Below are 16,539 nucleotides of genomic sequence, written 5' to 3'. Positions count from 1 at the left end.
CCATTTCTTTCATTATAACGAGAATATGTGAAAAAAGTTTGAAATAGATTTCAATTTTTTGTTCCACCTAAACAACAAAAAAATTACCCTAAACATCATTCAGATGTCTAGGGTAATTTAGATAACTATTATTTCAAGTGTTTTAAAACGACATCTGCCATTGCATCGATAAATTGAGGTTGTGCATTTGGCATTTCAGGGCGTACATATGTCGCTTGGATATCATCGCATACTACTTTACATTCATAGTCATTATCGTAAAGAACTTCTAAATGCTCCGCAACGAATCCTACTGGCGTGTAAACAAATGTAGTATATCCTTTTTGTTCGTGTAATTCACGAGTTAAATCTTGTACATCTGGTCCAATCCAAGGCTCAGGAGTTTGTCCAGCACTTTGCCAGCCCACTTCGTAGTTTTCCACGCCTGCTGCTCGTGCAATTAAATCTGCTGTTTCTTGCAATTGGTCGGGATATGGATCGCCTAATTCTTTTATTTTTTCTGGTAATGAGTGGGCAGAAACGATTAAGCATGCTTTTTCGCGTTGCTCTTCCGTCATTGCTGCGAATGCTTCGCTTACTCTGTCACTCCAGTATTGGATGAATTTTGGTTCATCGTACCAGCTTTCGATTGAAGTAATTTTAAGGTTACCCAGCTTTTCTGCTTCCTCTTTAATACGACCATTATATGATTTAATAGAGAAAGTAGAGAAATGTGGTGCCAATACCATTGATACTGCTTCTGTAATACCATCTTTATGCATTTCTGCAACTGCATCCTCTAAGAAGGGCTCGATATGTTTTAAGCCAATATATAACTTGAATTCAATTTCATCTTGCGATTCATTTAAACGGTCACATAATCCTCTTGCTTGGCTTTCAGTGATTTTAGCAAGTGGAGAAATACCTCCAATTGCTTCGTAACGTCCAGTTAAATCAGCCAGTTGCTCATCACTCGGTTTACGACCATGTCTGATATGTGTATAATATCGTTCAATATCTGCTTCTGAGTAAGGAGTTCCGTAAGCCATTACTAGTAATCCCATTGTTTTTTTCATCATCTTCACCTCATAAAAAATTTAGTTTGATTTTGCTGCGATTAGTTCTTTACTATAATCATGAACAAAAGAAGTTAAACGTTTAAGTGTTTCCGGTTCTACTTCTGGGAACACACCGTGTCCAAGGTTAAAGATATGCCCAGGCTGAGCCACACCTTGTTCTACGATAATTTTCGCGCGTTTTTCAATTTCATCCCAACTGCCAACTAAATAAGATGGATCTAAATTCCCCATTAAAGGCTTTGTCAGTCCTTTTGCACGGGCTTCTTCAATAGATAAGCGCCAGTCAATACCGACTACATCAACAGGAAGGTCATGCCATTCCTTCGCTAAGTGGCTAGCACCAACACCAAATGTAATAAGCGGAACGCCTGTTTCACGAAGCTCCGTGAAAATACGTGTCATAACCGGTTTGATGAAAATACGGTAATCTGCTACATTCAAAGCCCCTACCCACGAATCGAATACTTGAATAGCCTTCGCACCAGCTTTTACTTGAGCTTTGATGTAGACAATAATCATATCTGCAAGCTTGTCCATTAATGCAAACCAAGCCTGTGGTTCTGAAACCATAAATGCTTTTGTTTTGTTATAGCTTTTTGAAGGACCGCCTTCAATCATATAACTAGCAAGAGTGAATGGCGCCCCTGCAAATCCGATTAATGGAACATTTAGCTGCTCAGTCGTTAATAATTTAATCGTATCCAATACAAATGGCACATCATCTTCAGGAGATAAATCCCCTAAGTTTGCTACATCTTGAACTGTACGGATTGGATTAGAAATTACAGGGCCAACTCCATTTTTAATCTTTACATCTACGCCTATTCCAACAAGCGGTGTTACTATATCTTTATACAGAATTGCTGCATCGACGTTGTAATTATCTACTGGTAAACGTGTAACATATGCACAAAGTTCAGGTTCGTGTGTAATTTGCTCTAAAGAATATTTTTCTTTTATTTTTCTGTATTCAGGTTGTGATCTTCCAGCTTGCCTCATAAACCAAACTGGCGTGTGTTCAACTTGCTCTCCACGTGCTGCACGAAGAAGTGTATCGTTAAATTTAGTCATTAAAGGTACCTGCCTCTCATTATATAAACGTACTGTTTTTCCTATACGTTACAACTATAGACGTTCTTTTTTCTAAAGTATAGCCAAACAGTGCATTTGTCATAAATTTGTCCGGAATTCTGTATGATACTTGTGTATTATGTTTTTAAAATCATTAATATGGGAACGATATAAGAAAAGAGAGAAAGGGAGTTAATTTCATGAATTTATATATGACATCCGGGACTCCGGAATTTATGCAGTCCATAAAAAAGAAACATCCAAACGAAGAACTCTTCCTATTACACGGAACTGGAAATTCCGTTCTAATCCACGAAACCTCCAATAAATCAGTTTTTCAAGTGCCCAGAAAATATAAAGTGCTAGAATCGGCAGGGAACTTTTCACACAATGGTTACTTCGTTTTACAACATATTCCCATTACAGATGAAGGGAAAACAATTTTCGAGCACAAATACACAAACCTTGGTCCTACTGCGCAAAATGAACCAGGTTTTATCGCTTTAAGAGTGCTAGAACCTATTAAATCCGAAACATATATCATTTTATCGGAATGGACTGGTCCGAGTAGCTATGAAGTATGGGAAAAAACAGTCAACCTAGATTTTAGTATGATTGCAGATAAACAAAATTTGTTTACAAGCGCACCATATATATCTACTTACCAATCCATAGAAGAAGAGGAAGCTTTTTAAAGCTCCCTCTTTTTTTCTTACCATATAAGAAAGTATATAAAAGTACCGCAAGAACATCGGTTTTACAGGACTTTTTAGAATGAGTCTGCTGATTTCCGTTACATGTGGAGAACAAATTCTAAAGTGCGCCACGTCCTGTGGCAAAGCCTTTGTGACCAACATCCTTTTGGCCTCCGCGGGTGAGGAAGAGGCTGAAGCCGTGCCCACGGAAAGCGTCCGCTCGCAGCGGATATCAACTGCATACCCAAGTTTCTGTTTTTAAAGGACTAGCCGACTTTTTGCCTGGTTTTTCTTAAATTATATTTTACTTACCCGAAGCGTCAGTTCAGAAATAACGATCATCACAATCGGTATGAACAGTAACTCCATTATGAATCCTGCTTGTACTAAAATTACGATGAAGACGAAAATTGCCTGAATGAGTTGAATTATTCTTATCAGTTTATCAACAGCTTTTTTTCGTGCCCCCTCTTTAATAGGAAACAGTAAATCCATTCGGAATTCTTCTCCTGCCGCTAAAGACTGGCGGAGTTGAATGACCGTAGCAAATGAAAGAGCACTAGTAAAGATGATTGCAACGATTGGAAACGGTATGAAAATGGCCCCGATCATAGCGAGCGCTGTAAGACGAACCCATAAATAGAAATAATCATTTGTACGGATAAATGTACGTACCACTAAATATAATTGTGTGTGTTTTTGTTCATAGGGTGCAAGTTTGTAAAGAATATCAAGCCACTTTCTTCTTTTCGTCATCCCCTGAATATGCGGGACATCTGTAAAGTAATTAGCAAAACGATAAAAACGCATCATACGTGATTGCTCTACTTCAATGAAATGATCAAAAGGAAAAGGTACTTCAGCTTTTTTCTTTTTCCAAGCTATTAAATAGAGTATTTGAATAATAACGACCGCAAGTAAAAATAAATAGGTACCACTTAGTAAGAAATATAAACCGGCAAACAATAAAATCATTCGCATGAAATAATCTACCCAGACATTTTTACCGTTGGATGCCCATCGATATTGGAATTCCGTTTGGATACTCCAATACTTCCAAATAAGGATCGCTCCGAAGAAGAATAATATTTCTTGTGATGTGGAACCAGCTATTCTTGTTAGCAGTGGTATCGACACAACCAAAGCTGCTAACGGTACTATAATGGATGAAAAGAAAGTCCATGTAAGCGCGAGTTTTAAATATTCACCTAGTTTTGTTTCTAATGGAAGAAAGTAAACACTATCTGCTTTTTTCATTAACGTAACTGGCGTACTCAAAGCGAGTAAAATACTCACGATGAATGATACAACTAAAAAGGCGGGAAAATCCTTTGGAGCTGTATTCAACCATTCACTATACGTATACCCGGCTGCCCCAATTACGAATACAATGACAATTGCAATATGCCCAGAAATAATATACTTCAAGTATTTTTGCAATTCATTTATATAAAATATAAACCGTTTACTCCATACTTCACGCAAATTATTCATTTTGTTGTTCCTTCGTCATTTCGATGTAAAGATCATCTAATGTTGCATCAGGCATTTGAAATGCCGCCCGTAAATCGTCCATTGTCCCCTGAGCACGAATTTTCCCGTTATGCAAAAGTAGGATACGATCACAGTATTTTTCTGCAGTAGTCAATATATGTGTGGACATTAATATGGATGCCCCTTCATCTTTTCTTGTTTTCATCTGCTCCAGTAATGATTTAATACCTAATGGATCCAGACCTACAAACGGTTCATCGATAATGAACAATGTTGGATTCACTAGGAACGCACACATAATCATTACTTTTTGTCTCATTCCTTTAGAAAAGTGCGCTGGAAACCAGTTCAATCTTTTTTCCATACGGAATTCTTTTAATAATGCTTCTTTTCTTGCCTCAAAAACAGATTCATCTAAATTGTAGGCCATCGCTGTTAGCTGAAGATGTTCCTTTAACGTCAACTCATCATATAACACTGGCGTTTCAGGTATATAGGAAAACGATGTACGATATTGTGCTGGATCCTCTTTCAATGTTTTACCGTTAAGTAGGATTTCACCCTTTAGAGCGTTCATTGTTCCGATAATATGTTTGATGGTAGTACTTTTACCAGCACCATTCAACCCGATTAACCCTACTAGTTCTCCTTTTTCAATCGAAAAGTTTAAATCATGTAACACAGGCTTTCTTGTATAGCCACCTGTCACGTCTTTGACTTCTAATACAGTCATCTTACGCACCTCACTTCTTATACATAGTTTACCAAAAAAAATTCAAAAAATCTTCTATCATTCCACAGCCTGTCCTATTATATGTTAAACTTTTCATAACGATGAATATGGAGGCTATATGATGAGTGAATGTATTTTTTGCAAAATAATTGATGGTTCTATTCCAAGTGCGAAAATCTATGAAGATGAGTATGTGTATGCTTTCATGGATATAATGCCATTAACAAAAGGTCACACACTAATTATTCCTAAAAATCACAAAGAGAACGTGTATGATTTATCCGAAGAAGAAGCTAGTAACTTATTCAAAGTTGTCCCTAAAATTGCGAGTGCTTTGAAAGAAAGTTTCGGTCCAGTGGGCATGAACCTATTAAATAACAATGGAGCACCTGCCGGTCAGAGCGTATTTCATTTCCATTTACACTTTATCCCGCGTTACGATCAAACAGATGGCTTCCGTCCAACTTGGATCACAAAAGAGAAAACATTTACTCCGGAGATCATACAAAACTTAGCAGGAGAATTATTTGAAAAATTGAAGAAGTAATTCTTGCTATTACTACATCGAGCAAGTAAAATCATATATAAGTTTCTTGCTAACGATCATGAGGATACGTTAGAGGAAATTAACAAACAGAGCATAGAATAGCTGAGGAGAGATGAGAAATGAATACGAAGAATTTAGTTTTGATGGCCCTTTTAGTAGGTGTCGGAGCAGTACTTTACATTATTATCCCAGGAATTAATGGTGGGATGAAACCAGACTTTATGCTGACAATGATGTTTATAGGAATACTATTATTTCCTAACGTAAAAAGCACATTCTTACTTGGTATTTCAACAGGTGTTATTTCTGGACTGTTTTCTACTTTTCCAGGAGGATTTGTTCCAAATATCATTGATAAAGCAGTAACAGCATTTGTTTTCTTAGGTCTTGTATTATTATTAAACAAATTAGCCAATAAGGTTGCAGTCGGTGTAATCCTTACAGGAATTGGCACACTAATATCAGGTACAGTTTTCTTATCAACTGCTATTTTTGTATTCGGAGCAGGTGCAATTTTCCAGGAATTATTTGTTATTGTAGTAATTCCAGCGATTGCTATAAATGCAATAGCATTCTTTATCATCTATCCGATTATAGGTAAATTGATTAAACGTACTAGTTTTGAAACAGCCCTAACCGTATAAATACAAGCTAACTGCTTTCCTTTTCGAAGGAAAGCTTTTTTTCTATAGAAAACTATCTAATTAGCGACATATAAATAAATTTCTAAAGTGATGCTCCGTCCAGACACAAGTGCCTTGCTGCTATGCAAATTGCCTATCGTGGAGCTTGCCCTTTTGTTATATAAAATAATATGTTTTAATTATCATAAGGTAAGGAATAATACATATAAGCAAAGGAGTGAATTATTATGAAACTAGCACCATTATTTTACGGGTTAACAACTGGTTTACTAGTTGGGGCTTCTACTGTACTTATGACCACTCCAAAATCAGGTATGGAAGTTCGATCTTCCTTAAAGTCTACCTCTAATGATTTTAGAGACAAGCTTTCGGACATAAAGCTTCAACTAGCAGATGTTAAAAGTTCAATAAACAACTTAACAAATTCTTCAAAAGAAGTAGTACCAAGCACAATTGAAGACCTTAAATCTAGTATTGCCCAATGGAAAAACGAAACTGCACCTCTTCAAGCCCATCTTCAAGCAGAAATTTCATCTATTCAAGAAGCAATGGCAGATTTAGAAAGTAAGTTACCAAAGAAAAAAGAAGCAACAATATAATATGAACGGAGGGTATATTCCAAAATGGGATATACCCTTTTTTTATAAACGTTTCACTCTAAAAATTATCCGAAATATTATTATAAAAATAATAATATTTATTAAACTTGTATTCACTTACTTACTTTCTTGCTATAATGTTTTTAAGAAATTAAATACAGAAAGCAGGGGTAACATGGCAGATCAATTTTATACGAAGAAAGAAGCAATGCTTTACAGTCAGCGGATAGCACAACTATCTAAAGCACTTTGGAAAGCAGTAGAAAAAGATTGGCAATCATGGATAAAACCTTATGACTTGAATATTAATGAACATCATATTTTATGGATATCATATCACCTTAAAGGTGCAACTATTTCTGATATAGCAAAATTCGGAGTCATGCATGTCTCCACAGCATTTAATTTTTCTAAGAAATTAGAGGAACGCGGATTACTTTCATTTTCTAAAAGAGAAACAGATAAGCGAAATACGTATGTAGATGTGACCAAAAAAGGACAGGTACTTTTAGAAGAGATGTATGAAAACTACCATGAGACTCCGCATGCTGTACTGGAAGGCTCTCTCCCTATCAAAGAGGTATATGGCAAATTTCCAGATTTCATGGATGTAACCGCTGTTATTCGCAATATTTACGGGGACGATTTCATGGATATCTTCGAAAGATCATTAAAAAATCTCGAGAGTACAATTGTAGCAAAAGACTAATAATACGAGGTTAATAATCCCCTATAAATAAAGAGGTTGCTTTTTCTATTAAAAAGGATTATCTTATGTATCTAAATTAAATTTATATATATAGGAGTTGCATACCTTGCACTGCTGGAAAACAATTAATGTGAAAAAACAATATGGCTTAGAAAGATTATTTGTTCTTTCTTCTTTAGTAGTAATTATGGTTTTTTCATTTGCATATGCCTTATTAGGAATTATTAATGATACACATAAATCGGATGATTACTTTTGGATATTTACGATAGCATTTTTGGGTGTTTATCCACTTCATAAAATATTTCATTTTATCCCAATGATTGGACTTAAAGAAAAAATAAAATTTATTGTCTTTAATCAATTTAGATTTATTCCCACTGTACATTTAAGAATAATAGAACCAATTCAAAAAGGTAGATTTCTTTTCATCTTACTAGCTCCTTTTATTTTCTTAAATGCTTTACTTGTCATAGGAGCGTTAGCAGTTCCTGTTTTTGCACACTATTTTACTATTTTGTTTGCTTACCATTGTGGAATTTGCTTAATCGATTTAATTTATGTAAAAAACTTAAGTAAATCACCTAAGTGCGCTTTAATCGAGGAAACAGATGCAGGGTACGAAATTTTAATAGCGGAATAAAACTATTAACAATATGTAACACTTGTATATCCTCCTCATTGTTTGTTATGCTTAGTCAGTATATGAAGGGAGTCTAGACATGATTATATTCACATTAGTTCTATTCTCAGCATTTTATTTGCTACAAATTAACCGAATGACATATGCTTTAGTAATGTCAAAAGAAATTCCGGAAGAGAAACATCCGAAGATTTTTCGTACGATCAATATCCTGATCACGATTCTTCTTGTTTCCTTTTATGTTGAGCTAGTTTACGCAGTTTAAGAGAAAAAAAGTGGACCCAAATCTTCATAAGATTGGGTCATTTCTTTTTTTCACTCTACAAATACGAGAAACTAAGATCGTTTTTTAGACGATCTCAGTTTCTCCTATTTAATTAGTAGAGAAACGCTGCGCCTACAATGATCAATAGAATAAATAAAACTACGATCAAAGCAAACCCTGAACCACCGTTATATCCGCCGCCACCGTTATATTGTCCGCTCATTTAAAACACCTCCTTTTCCATGTATCCTATGCGGCATTTTAAATGTTCGGTAGGCAAATGTAAGGGAACTATTTTTGTTTTTATTTCGTTTATGTTATAGTAACTACGGCAACACATAGAAGTTAGGAGAGAATATTTCATGAAAAAAACAGTATTAACATTAACACTTGCAGCATCAGTTCTTGCTTTAGGAGCTTGTAGCGGGGACTCAGACAAAAACAGTGAAGTTATTGCTACATCTAAAGTCGGAGATATTACACAGAATGATTTGTATGAAGAGATGAAATCATCTATCGGCGATCAAGCATTCCAATTGCTAATGATTGAAAAAGTACTTGCAGATAAGTACGAAGTGTCTAAGGATGAAGTAAACACTCAGTTAAAAGCTGATAAAGAGCAGTACGGGGAAAGCTTTGAAGCAATGATTGCTCAACAAGGCTATACTGAAGAATCTTACAAAAAATTCTTAGAACTAAACCTATTGCAAGAAAAAGCTTTAATAGAAGATGTTAAAGTAACAGAAGAAGAAATTAAAGCAGAATATGAAAATATTAAAAATGAAATTAATGCTCGTCACGTATTAGTAGCAGACGAAGAAACAGCGAAAAAAGTTAAAGCTGAATTGGAGTCAGGTAAAGACTTTGCAGAAGTTGCGAAAGAATACTCTACGGAAGAAGCAGCTCAAACAAGTGGCGGAGAACTAGGTTGGTTTGGTAAAGGCCAAATGGTTCCAGAATTCGAAAAAGTAGCATTTGGTTTAGAGAAAAATGTAATATCTGAACCAGTTAAATCGGAATTTGGTTACCACGTTATTGAAGTAACAGATACTCGCACAATAGAGAAATCATATGAAGATAAAAAAGCTGAAATTGAAAAACAATTGAAGTTAGAAAAAGCAGACCAATCAAAATTATTACCAAAAGTGGCTAAAATGATGAAAGACGCTAAAATCGAGATTAAAGATGAGGACTTAAAAACATCATTAGATCAATTTTTAGCAGCTGCTGAAGAACAAAAAACACCAGCTGAAGATGCAGAAGCTAAAACAGACACAACTGAAGATGCTGAAGCAACTGAAGACGAAAAATAAATAACACAAGTAAAAAGGTTGAACATGACGGAAGTCATGTTCAACCTTTTTTATTTTGCTCTCGTTCTTTTTTCAGAATCCTATCATTCATGTGAGGAACGAAAAAGTGCAACTTAATTCATAAAATTATTATCAATATGATCTTTCTTAAAGCACCTGTGTTTAAGAAGATATGTTTAATTTCCCTAGTAACATGTGGAAGACGTGAATGAACCAACGCACATAAGCACCCAAAGATTTAAACACGTATTTAAGATTAATAATCTACTTTATTTAAAGTAGATACTAATGCTTCATTTTTCACTTCCAATATATAATCAGTAAAAACATGTTCCCTTCCACCATTTTTTTCATACCACTCTTTAATGCGTTTAATATGAGCATTGTCAGCTTTTACATTGTTCTCTATTTCTATATAATCGTTATAACTGTCATATTCCCAAATAGCAAATATTTCTGTGGTATTATCTTTGTTATCCGACATCCATCGTCCTACCAAACGCGCTCCGTGCTTTAGTTGATTAGGTAAATTAGTATTGTTGAAGTGTTCATTAAACTTCTCTACAAATTCATTTTTTATAATGTAAAATTTTCTCCTATAAAACATATATGTACCTCCTATAACTTAAGTATTCTAGCACCATATTCTGAGGGCTCAGCTTATTTTAATAGTAATTTCTGTTATGCAATTTTATAGATATTGAGCGTATTAAAATCTTCATTGGGTGTGATAAGCTCACCAAATTAGTCATTAAATTTTACCGATAATTGCATAAAGAAAACCTATAAATAATGCACCCAACGAAACAGAAAGTAACGAGATATACTTCATTAACCCTTTTTCTTTCTTAAAGAAAGCACAGATACCAAGCACTATGCCTGTTAGATAGATACCAAAGCCAATGCATATTCCCCACCACCCAAAAATATCAATATTAATGGGTGGGAACGCCATATATGCACCAAAAATTCCAACAATAATTAATATAATGGAAATCTTACTGAACTTTCTTTCCATGTGTTCATCCCCTTCAATTCTATCTATTCTCTATTCCTTTAAGATTTCCCTTGTTCAATTAATCTATCTATACTTTTTAACCCAAAAGGGTCCTTTACTCCTTTATGAAGAAGTAAAGCACCCTTTATAGAATTAGTGCGTCTGTTAGTTAAAGCTTCACAAACTACGAAAATGATCGGTAATACAAAGCCATAAAAAAACGTAAAGGCTTCGCACCTTTACGCTTTTTTTGTCTATTCAAATGTTGGCTTATAAAATGAACGGTTTTCTAATGGGAATAATCGCTCGGAGAATTCACCAGGGTTTGTTTTGTCTAATGCACGATTAAGCATATTCATCTTCGCATCAATATTATCGATATAATGGAGCATCTCCGCTTCACGAAGTGCAGGACGTTTTGGACTTCCCCACTCTTCTTTACCATGATGAGACAGTACCATATGTTTAAGAAGCATTACCTCTTCTCCCTCGATTTCCAATTCTTCGGCAGCTTTAGAAATTTCAGTTACCATTATGGTAATATGTCCAAGTAAATTACCTTCTACTGTATATGTTGTTGCTACAGGTCCTGAAAGCTCAACTACTTTTCCAATATCATGTAAGATAATTCCTGCATATAAAAGATCCTTATTTAACGTTGGATACAAATCACATAACGATTTTCCTAATTTAAGCATAGACACAACATGATCTATTAGTCCAGAAGCATAGTCATGATGGTTTTTAGTTGCTGCAGGGAACGTCATAAATGATGTCTGATGTTTTTTCATCAGATGTCTCGTAATACGTTGTATTATTGGATTTTTCATTTCAAAGAAGTATTGTAAAAGCTCTTCCATCAATTCTTCTTTTGGTTTTTCTGAAGATGGGACTAAATCATTAATCGAAATGGGTTCTTCCGCTTTTACTGGGCGAATACTTTTTACACGTAACTGGAACTTCCCACGGTAATCTTGGATTTCCCCACCGACACGTACAATTTGACTCGCACCATAAAGCTTTTCATGCTCATCATTTGTATCCCACAGTTTTGCTTCAATATCTCCACTCTTATCTTGCAATATTAGTGACATAAATGGTTTTCCAACGGTTGTTACACCTTTTGTAGATTGTTTTATAAGTAAGTAGTGATCAACTGGTTCGCCTACTCGCAATTGTGTAATGCCTTTCATTTCACAACCCCTACCTTTCTAGGTAATAATGTCGCTACTTGTATGACCGATGCGTCTTCCCATACATATTGCATGTTGTCATGACAAGTAAAATAGAGTAATTGGTGTTCTTTTTGTAGCTCTGCCATTAATTGTACCACTTGTTGAAGTCTGACACGATCGAAATGTACAAATGGATCATCCATGATTATGGGAAATGGTGCTTTTCTTTGCAAGGAAACTGCTAGGGCCAGGCGTAAGGAAATATATGCTTGCTCTTTTGTCGCTTGACTGAGCTCTGCAATTTTAAAGCGTTGTCCAGTGGTTTTAACTGCCTCAAAGTTCCCTTCTGGTGATAAGATCAATTGTACATATGATTGGTTTGTAAGCAATTGAAAGTAATGTTGTGCATTTTCTAATACTTCGGGAAGTCGCTCTTCTTTTAACTGTTTCATCATCTGTTTAATCGATTCAACGACTACTTTTTGAGCCGCCCATTTTTTTACGAGCTCATGTAGTTCTGCTTTTTTCTGTTCTAATAATTGTAATTGTTCACTCTGCTCTTCATCCTCTAATAATCTTTTCGTTTGATAAGACAAAGTTGCTTTTTCATCATTATATTTATGTCTCTGTTGTTGTAGCTGATGTAGTTCTCCCTTACACTTGTCCTCAAATGTAATTTCAAAATCGTTCAAGTTTATATGTTTTCCAGCTAATTGCATGTGGATATGGCGTAATTCCTTTTCAAGCTCCACTTTTTTCTCATAGATAGAATTTGCCGTATAATAATCGCTTTCTAAATCTACATTTGCCTCCTGATATAATAGGCGGATTTGTTCGGTAAAAGACTCTTGAAGTAAAGCAAGCTCTTTATATTTCTTTTGGAGCTCGGAAATCCTTGTCGCTTTATACTGCTGATCTTCTATCTTTTGCTTTTCAGCTAAATAGAAATCTCGTAATTGGTGGAATAGCATTTCTTCTGAGAGATTAAAAGGAACTTTTTCCAATGCTTGTCTATACAATTCCTGTATTCGCAGACCAACTTCATAGAGCTTTGTTTCCATTTGGTCTAGCTGAATTTGCTGTTCTTGAATTAGGCGAAGTCGCTTAAATAGTTCAGGTAATAGACTTGGTGATAATTGTTCACTAATATGATAGCTTGTCAAAAACTCATTTACCTGTTTTGATATATTTGTTTTATTAGTTTCTAACTCATTAATTTTTTGCTTCAAATGTGAAATCTCTTGTTGTAGTGACTGCAGTTCCTTGTTTAATAAATCTGCATATGTTCGAACATCATCCGATTGCTTCCATGTATTCATCATGAAAGTAAATCCTGCAGATACAATTCCGCTAATGATAATAGCAGTAAGAGGAACTATCCAATTTGATTGTGCAACACCTATAATAACCCCGATAAGAACAATAGCTGCAATAATACCGAACATTATTTTATTGGTTTGTTGAGCCGAAGAGGATTTATTAACCTTTTTGGCCTCTATCACTCTTTGTTGTAAATGGAGCAAGTCCTGTTCCTTCATTTGAAGTAATCGTTTTTCCTGCTGAAGCTCAAGCTCCAAGTTTTTTTCAGTTTGAAGCGTCGTAACCAGTTTGTCCTCTTGCTGTATGGAAACATCTGCGTGGACTATATGCTGCAAGCTTTTTTCCCAGTCTACTCCTACTAGAGCTAACTGCTGCATTTGGCTTTGCAGTGTTTTACTTTGCTCCTCTTCTATTTGTATTCGTTTGGAGCGAAGCTGATGCCATTCTGCCTCTCGATTTAGAAATGATTGTAATCCCTCTATTTGCGATGAAGTTAAGCTAGTTGTATTGATCGTTAAGGAATCTAACTCTTTTTTCACTTGCTCCATCTCTATAGAATTACGATTCAACTTATCTTTCGTCAACTCAAATCTTCGAATACCGTCTGAAGGAAAGGTCTGTTCTTTTACTAAGTCGAGCTCCAGATTTAAGTCCATTTCTGTTTCTTTCAATGGTTTCAGTTGCTTCCATTCCATATAGCGTTGTAACTGCTGAGAAATCTCTTTTTCTTGTTGATCTAGTTCCTCAACTATCGTTTCTATTTCGTTCAGACGTTTTATAGCAGGTTCGTATTTTCCTACTTCTTCTAGCTGATGCTTGTAGGCAGTCTCCAGTTCACGTAGTTCTTCTATCTTTTGATTGATTAAAGGTTTTCTGCCAGTGGGCTTAAATAGCTCTCCCATATCTTTTATAAATTGATTTTCGACAATCGCTAATGTATCGATGCCGGTTGTTCCTGAAGATAATAACGTTTTCGTAAGCTCTTCTTCTGTCATCTTCTCGAAGCCCTGTAACTGAAGTAAAGAAAAAGAAAAAATGGCTTCAAAGTCTGAGCGTGAATAAGCGTGGAGAATACTAGACAGCTCCCTTTCGCCTCCACGGGTCCCATCTGGATAATATACTGTAACCTCTCCACTTGCTTTCCCTTTAACTCGCTCAATCGTTATGAGCTGTCCTTGATCATCACTTATTTCGACTTTACCTCCATAAGCAGCATTGCTTTTAGGTTCATAGCGAAGTAACTGTGCATTTCTTTGCGGAAATCCAAATAAAATATGTAGGATGAATTGTTGAATAGTAGTCTTTCCTACCTCATTTTCACCAAAGAACACATTTATACCATCACTAAGTTTAATCTCTATATTTTCATGCTTTCCAAAGCCATATATTTGAAGCTTTACAAGTTTCAATTGCCACTCCTCCTTGCAATAGCCTCTAAAACTAATGATTCTGCTTCTTTTACGACGTCATCCATAAAACCTTGATCTAAGGGCTGTAAATATCTACTCCCTCTAGAATGCTGATAAAGTTCCTTTAAAGCGAGCTTCCATTCCGAAGTGTCCCATTCATTCAAAGAAGATAATAGCATGGTAGATTCAGGGCTTTTCTCAATGGGAGTTTCTATATACAGTTCGTTGATTATTAAAAAGTTATTTACTTGCTCGAGACTCTCCTGTATTAATACATGCCACTCCTCTTTATTGCTAGATTTTAATAATTCAATTGTTTCATCTGTCATTCCATTTAACGTAAGTTCCAAGATTGCTTTCCCGTGTATTTCACTGTAATTTCTTAGTGCAGTTTCAATATGGATGATTAATTCATTTGCATGGATTATATCTGCACAATCTATAGAAAGTTTGTCATAAATAAAAGCAGATGATGGGACAAATTGAAGGTCAGCTTGAGTGTTAAGTAAAGATACTTCATAGAAGCCTTTTATGCCACTTTCATTGCGGTGCCTACTTTGCGTATTTCCGGGATAAACAATAGGTGGTTCGGAATGGATTATTTGACGCTTGTGTATATGACCAAGCGCCCAATAATGATAGCCTTTCTCTAGCAAATCACTTTTTCTAAATGGTGCATATACATCATGCTCCTTATTGCCTTCTACACTACCATGGAGCATCCCAATATGAATTTCCTCATGATTAGAAATTGGATAGTAGCTATGCATTGCTTTCTGAATATGACGTTCTTTATAACTAAATCCTGTAATATGGACTTTTTCTTCTCTTATTAAGAGTGTTTTGGTTTCTACCTTTTCGCCAAATACATGAACATTTGCAGGCAATTGAAAACGAACCCAATTCCCACTTAAATGATCATGATTGCCATGACAGATGTAAACCAGAATATTTTCTACATTTAGAGCTTCCATTCCTTGTTGAAATAAATGCTGCGCACGGAGACTCCGATTTTCCCCATCATAAATATCGCCAACTATTAATACAAAGTCCGGTTTATTTTCCACCGCGTAATTAATCATGTTTTGAAACGCTTGAAAAGTACTCTCCCGTATTTCTTTCCACCTTTTTTTAGGAATAGAGGAAATACCTTTAAAAGGGCTGTCCAAATGTAAATCTGCCACATGTAGAAAACGAATTCTTGCCATCAAGTACACCTCATCCCAAAATAGAATATTTGTTCTTATTTTACCATAAGGAAAAGACTGTATACAACTAAATGTACACAGTCTTCTACGATCCTTCTTAGTTATCTTGATTTGCAACAAATGCTCCGATTGTATAGGAAAGCATATGAACGATCCAAAGACCCGTTAATAAGAAAAAGGTCAGCCCAGGTCCCTCTATTACAATGACAATCATCCAGACAACTAAGATTGCAATAGTCGTCGCTACCCATGAATAGGATCGTGCTTTTTCATGTATTCTATTGTATCGTTCATCAAACCATCTCTTTTTCTTGCCTATTTTCCGATTGATCATGAAAACTATACCTATTATTACAATTGCTAATGGCAAACCGATTAAAAATGTAAGTAAATCAAATTTTTCATACATCCTTCTCTTCCTCCTCGTAAATGAATAGATCCTCAATCGTACATGTAAATAGTCTGGATAACTTAAAAGCCAAATTAATCGATGGATTGTATTTTCCTTTTTCTAACGATATTATTGTTTGTCTGGATACATCTAGCTTTTCTGATAGTTCATCCTGTGTCATGCCAAATGCCATCCGTTTATCTCGAACGTAGTTTTTCAACTTGCCCCTCCTTTTTTGTAAAGTTAGCTTTACGTAAAGTTTACTTTA

At 35.4% G+C, this 16,539-nt stretch carries 20 protein-coding genes; 8 read left to right on the top strand and 12 right to left on the bottom strand.

The genetic code is table 11. From position 1 onward, the window contains the following. Positions 1-128: 128 nt before the first annotated feature. Complete coding sequence (hemH, locus tag BM260_RS17350; protein WP_093538606.1) at positions 129-1,058, bottom strand: ferrochelatase; 930 nt, start codon at positions 1,056-1,058, stop codon at positions 129-131. Positions 1,059-1,076: 18 nt separating this feature from the next. Continuing rightward, the gene (gene hemE / locus BM260_RS17345; RefSeq protein WP_093538605.1) at positions 1,077-2,129 is read right to left on the bottom strand and encodes a uroporphyrinogen decarboxylase; all 1,053 of its coding nucleotides are present in this window, start codon (positions 2,127-2,129) and stop codon (positions 1,077-1,079) included. Positions 2,130-2,329: 200 nt separating this feature from the next. Here hemE and BM260_RS17340 point away from each other — a divergent pair, with 200 nt between their 5' ends. Next, positions 2,330-2,824: an antibiotic biosynthesis monooxygenase family protein gene (locus BM260_RS17340; protein ID WP_093538604.1), complete on the top strand. Its 495-nt coding sequence runs from the start codon at positions 2,330-2,332 to the stop codon at positions 2,822-2,824. Between the two features lie 297 nt (positions 2,825-3,121). On the opposite strand, the gene BM260_RS17335 is transcribed toward BM260_RS17340, so the two are convergent. Further along, positions 3,122-4,318 (bottom strand): ABC transporter permease, encoded by a 1,197-nt coding sequence (locus BM260_RS17335; RefSeq protein ID WP_093538603.1) that lies wholly within the window; start codon positions 4,316-4,318, stop codon positions 3,122-3,124. After that, entirely contained in the window at positions 4,311-5,051 is a 741-nt protein-coding gene (locus BM260_RS17330; RefSeq protein ID WP_093538602.1) for an ABC transporter ATP-binding protein, read from the bottom strand. Before BM260_RS17330 ends, BM260_RS17335 begins: the two co-directional genes overlap by 8 nt. Before the next feature lie 121 nt (positions 5,052-5,172). Between BM260_RS17330 and BM260_RS17325 the strand changes: the two genes are divergently transcribed. The 6 genes from BM260_RS17325 to BM260_RS17300 all read left to right on the top strand — a co-directional run bounded on the left by BM260_RS17325 (position 5,173) and on the right by BM260_RS17300 (position 8,458). Beyond that, positions 5,173-5,598: an HIT family protein gene (locus tag BM260_RS17325; RefSeq protein ID WP_093538601.1), complete on the top strand. Its 426-nt coding sequence runs from the start codon at positions 5,173-5,175 to the stop codon at positions 5,596-5,598. 119 nt (positions 5,599-5,717) lie between these two features. Continuing rightward, positions 5,718-6,242 (top strand): tryptophan transporter, encoded by a 525-nt coding sequence (locus BM260_RS17320; protein WP_093538600.1) that lies wholly within the window; start codon positions 5,718-5,720, stop codon positions 6,240-6,242. 227 nt (positions 6,243-6,469) lie between these two features. Continuing rightward, positions 6,470-6,841, top strand: a complete 372-nt coding sequence (locus BM260_RS17315; protein ID WP_093538599.1) for a YtxH domain-containing protein — start codon at positions 6,470-6,472, stop codon at positions 6,839-6,841. A gap of 175 nt (positions 6,842-7,016) precedes the next feature. Further along, positions 7,017-7,550: an HTH-type transcriptional regulator Hpr gene (locus tag BM260_RS17310; protein WP_093538598.1), complete on the top strand. Its 534-nt coding sequence runs from the start codon at positions 7,017-7,019 to the stop codon at positions 7,548-7,550. A gap of 106 nt (positions 7,551-7,656) precedes the next feature. Beyond that, positions 7,657-8,193 (top strand): DUF3267 domain-containing protein, encoded by a 537-nt coding sequence (locus tag BM260_RS17305; protein WP_093538597.1) that lies wholly within the window; start codon positions 7,657-7,659, stop codon positions 8,191-8,193. Between the two features lie 79 nt (positions 8,194-8,272). After that, positions 8,273-8,458, top strand: a complete 186-nt coding sequence (locus BM260_RS17300) for a hypothetical protein (RefSeq protein WP_090570160.1) — start codon at positions 8,273-8,275, stop codon at positions 8,456-8,458. Between the two features lie 112 nt (positions 8,459-8,570). Here the strand turns inward: BM260_RS17300 and BM260_RS17295 are convergent, their stop codons facing one another. Further along, positions 8,571-8,681, bottom strand: coding sequence for a YjcZ family sporulation protein (locus tag BM260_RS17295; RefSeq protein ID WP_090570162.1), 111 nt, complete (start codon positions 8,679-8,681; stop codon positions 8,571-8,573). 139 nt (positions 8,682-8,820) lie between these two features. On the opposite strand from BM260_RS17295, the gene BM260_RS17290 reads away from it, so the two are divergent. Further along, on the top strand, positions 8,821-9,771 hold the full coding sequence (locus tag BM260_RS17290) for a peptidylprolyl isomerase (RefSeq protein ID WP_093538596.1): 951 nt from the start codon (positions 8,821-8,823) through the stop codon (positions 9,769-9,771). Positions 9,772-10,027: 256 nt separating this feature from the next. Here BM260_RS17290 and BM260_RS17285 read toward each other — a convergent pair whose 3' ends face one another. The 7 genes from BM260_RS17285 to BM260_RS17255 all read right to left on the bottom strand — a co-directional run bounded on the left by BM260_RS17285 (position 10,028) and on the right by BM260_RS17255 (position 16,491). Continuing rightward, positions 10,028-10,378 carry an NIPSNAP family protein gene (locus tag BM260_RS17285; RefSeq protein WP_093538595.1) on the bottom strand — a complete coding sequence of 117 codons (351 nt, stop codon included), beginning with the start codon at positions 10,376-10,378 and terminating at the stop codon, positions 10,028-10,030. A 144-nt stretch (positions 10,379-10,522) separates the two neighbouring features. Next, positions 10,523-10,789: a hypothetical protein gene (locus tag BM260_RS17280; protein ID WP_093538594.1), complete on the bottom strand. Its 267-nt coding sequence runs from the start codon at positions 10,787-10,789 to the stop codon at positions 10,523-10,525. Positions 10,790-11,022: 233 nt separating this feature from the next. Further along, positions 11,023-11,961: a 3'-5' exoribonuclease YhaM gene (yhaM, locus tag BM260_RS17275; protein WP_093538593.1), complete on the bottom strand. Its 939-nt coding sequence runs from the start codon at positions 11,959-11,961 to the stop codon at positions 11,023-11,025. Next, entirely contained in the window at positions 11,958-14,672 is a 2,715-nt protein-coding gene (locus BM260_RS17270) for an ATP-binding protein (RefSeq protein ID WP_175496342.1), read from the bottom strand. The genes yhaM and BM260_RS17270 overlap by 4 nt, the downstream gene beginning before the upstream one ends. After that, the gene (locus BM260_RS17265; protein WP_093538591.1) at positions 14,669-15,880 is read right to left on the bottom strand and encodes a metallophosphoesterase family protein; all 1,212 of its coding nucleotides are present in this window, start codon (positions 15,878-15,880) and stop codon (positions 14,669-14,671) included. The genes BM260_RS17270 and BM260_RS17265 overlap by 4 nt, the downstream gene beginning before the upstream one ends. Before the next feature lie 97 nt (positions 15,881-15,977). Next, a complete protein-coding gene (locus BM260_RS17260) occupies positions 15,978-16,289 on the bottom strand; it encodes a hypothetical protein (protein ID WP_093538590.1) in 312 nt (103 codons plus the stop codon). Next, positions 16,282-16,491 (bottom strand): helix-turn-helix transcriptional regulator, encoded by a 210-nt coding sequence (locus BM260_RS17255; RefSeq protein ID WP_093538589.1) that lies wholly within the window; start codon positions 16,489-16,491, stop codon positions 16,282-16,284. The genes BM260_RS17260 and BM260_RS17255 overlap by 8 nt, the downstream gene beginning before the upstream one ends. Positions 16,492-16,539: the final 48 nt, after the last annotated feature.

The sequence above is a fragment of the Psychrobacillus psychrotolerans genome (assembly GCF_900115805.1).
Taxonomy (GTDB): domain Bacteria; phylum Bacillota; class Bacilli; order Bacillales_A; family Planococcaceae; genus Psychrobacillus; species Psychrobacillus psychrotolerans.
Note: the sequence above shows the minus strand (reverse complement) of the source record. Positions and strands in the feature narration are given on the sequence as shown.

What these genes read in the sequence shown, in the direction of transcription:
- hemH (WP_093538606.1), bottom strand. Translation starts at nt 1,058, where the DNA reads ATGATGAAAAAAACAATGGGATTACTAGTAATGGCTTACGGAACTCCT.
- BM260_RS17290 (WP_093538596.1), top strand. Translation starts at nt 8,821, where the DNA reads ATGAAAAAAACAGTATTAACATTAACACTTGCAGCATCAGTTCTTGCT.
- BM260_RS17260 (WP_093538590.1), bottom strand. Translation starts at nt 16,289, where the DNA reads ATGTATGAAAAATTTGATTTACTTACATTTTTAATCGGTTTGCCATTA.
- yhaM (WP_093538593.1), bottom strand. Translation starts at nt 11,961, where the DNA reads ATGAAAGGCATTACACAATTGCGAGTAGGCGAACCAGTTGATCACTAC.
- BM260_RS17330 (WP_093538602.1), bottom strand. Translation starts at nt 5,051, where the DNA reads ATGACTGTATTAGAAGTCAAAGACGTGACAGGTGGCTATACAAGAAAG.
- BM260_RS17325 (WP_093538601.1), top strand. Translation starts at nt 5,173, where the DNA reads ATGAGTGAATGTATTTTTTGCAAAATAATTGATGGTTCTATTCCAAGT.
- BM260_RS17310 (WP_093538598.1), top strand. Translation starts at nt 7,017, where the DNA reads ATGGCAGATCAATTTTATACGAAGAAAGAAGCAATGCTTTACAGTCAG.
- BM260_RS17300 (WP_090570160.1), top strand. Translation starts at nt 8,273, where the DNA reads ATGATTATATTCACATTAGTTCTATTCTCAGCATTTTATTTGCTACAA.
- BM260_RS17280 (WP_093538594.1), bottom strand. Translation starts at nt 10,789, where the DNA reads ATGGAAAGAAAGTTCAGTAAGATTTCCATTATATTAATTATTGTTGGA.
- hemE (WP_093538605.1), bottom strand. Translation starts at nt 2,129, where the DNA reads ATGACTAAATTTAACGATACACTTCTTCGTGCAGCACGTGGAGAGCAA.
- BM260_RS17315 (WP_093538599.1), top strand. Translation starts at nt 6,470, where the DNA reads ATGAAACTAGCACCATTATTTTACGGGTTAACAACTGGTTTACTAGTT.
- BM260_RS17335 (WP_093538603.1), bottom strand. Translation starts at nt 4,318, where the DNA reads ATGAATAATTTGCGTGAAGTATGGAGTAAACGGTTTATATTTTATATA.
- BM260_RS17265 (WP_093538591.1), bottom strand. Translation starts at nt 15,880, where the DNA reads ATGGCAAGAATTCGTTTTCTACATGTGGCAGATTTACATTTGGACAGC.
- BM260_RS17320 (WP_093538600.1), top strand. Translation starts at nt 5,718, where the DNA reads ATGAATACGAAGAATTTAGTTTTGATGGCCCTTTTAGTAGGTGTCGGA.
- BM260_RS17285 (WP_093538595.1), bottom strand. Translation starts at nt 10,378, where the DNA reads ATGTTTTATAGGAGAAAATTTTACATTATAAAAAATGAATTTGTAGAG.
- BM260_RS17295 (WP_090570162.1), bottom strand. Translation starts at nt 8,681, where the DNA reads ATGAGCGGACAATATAACGGTGGCGGCGGATATAACGGTGGTTCAGGG.
- BM260_RS17340 (WP_093538604.1), top strand. Translation starts at nt 2,330, where the DNA reads ATGAATTTATATATGACATCCGGGACTCCGGAATTTATGCAGTCCATA.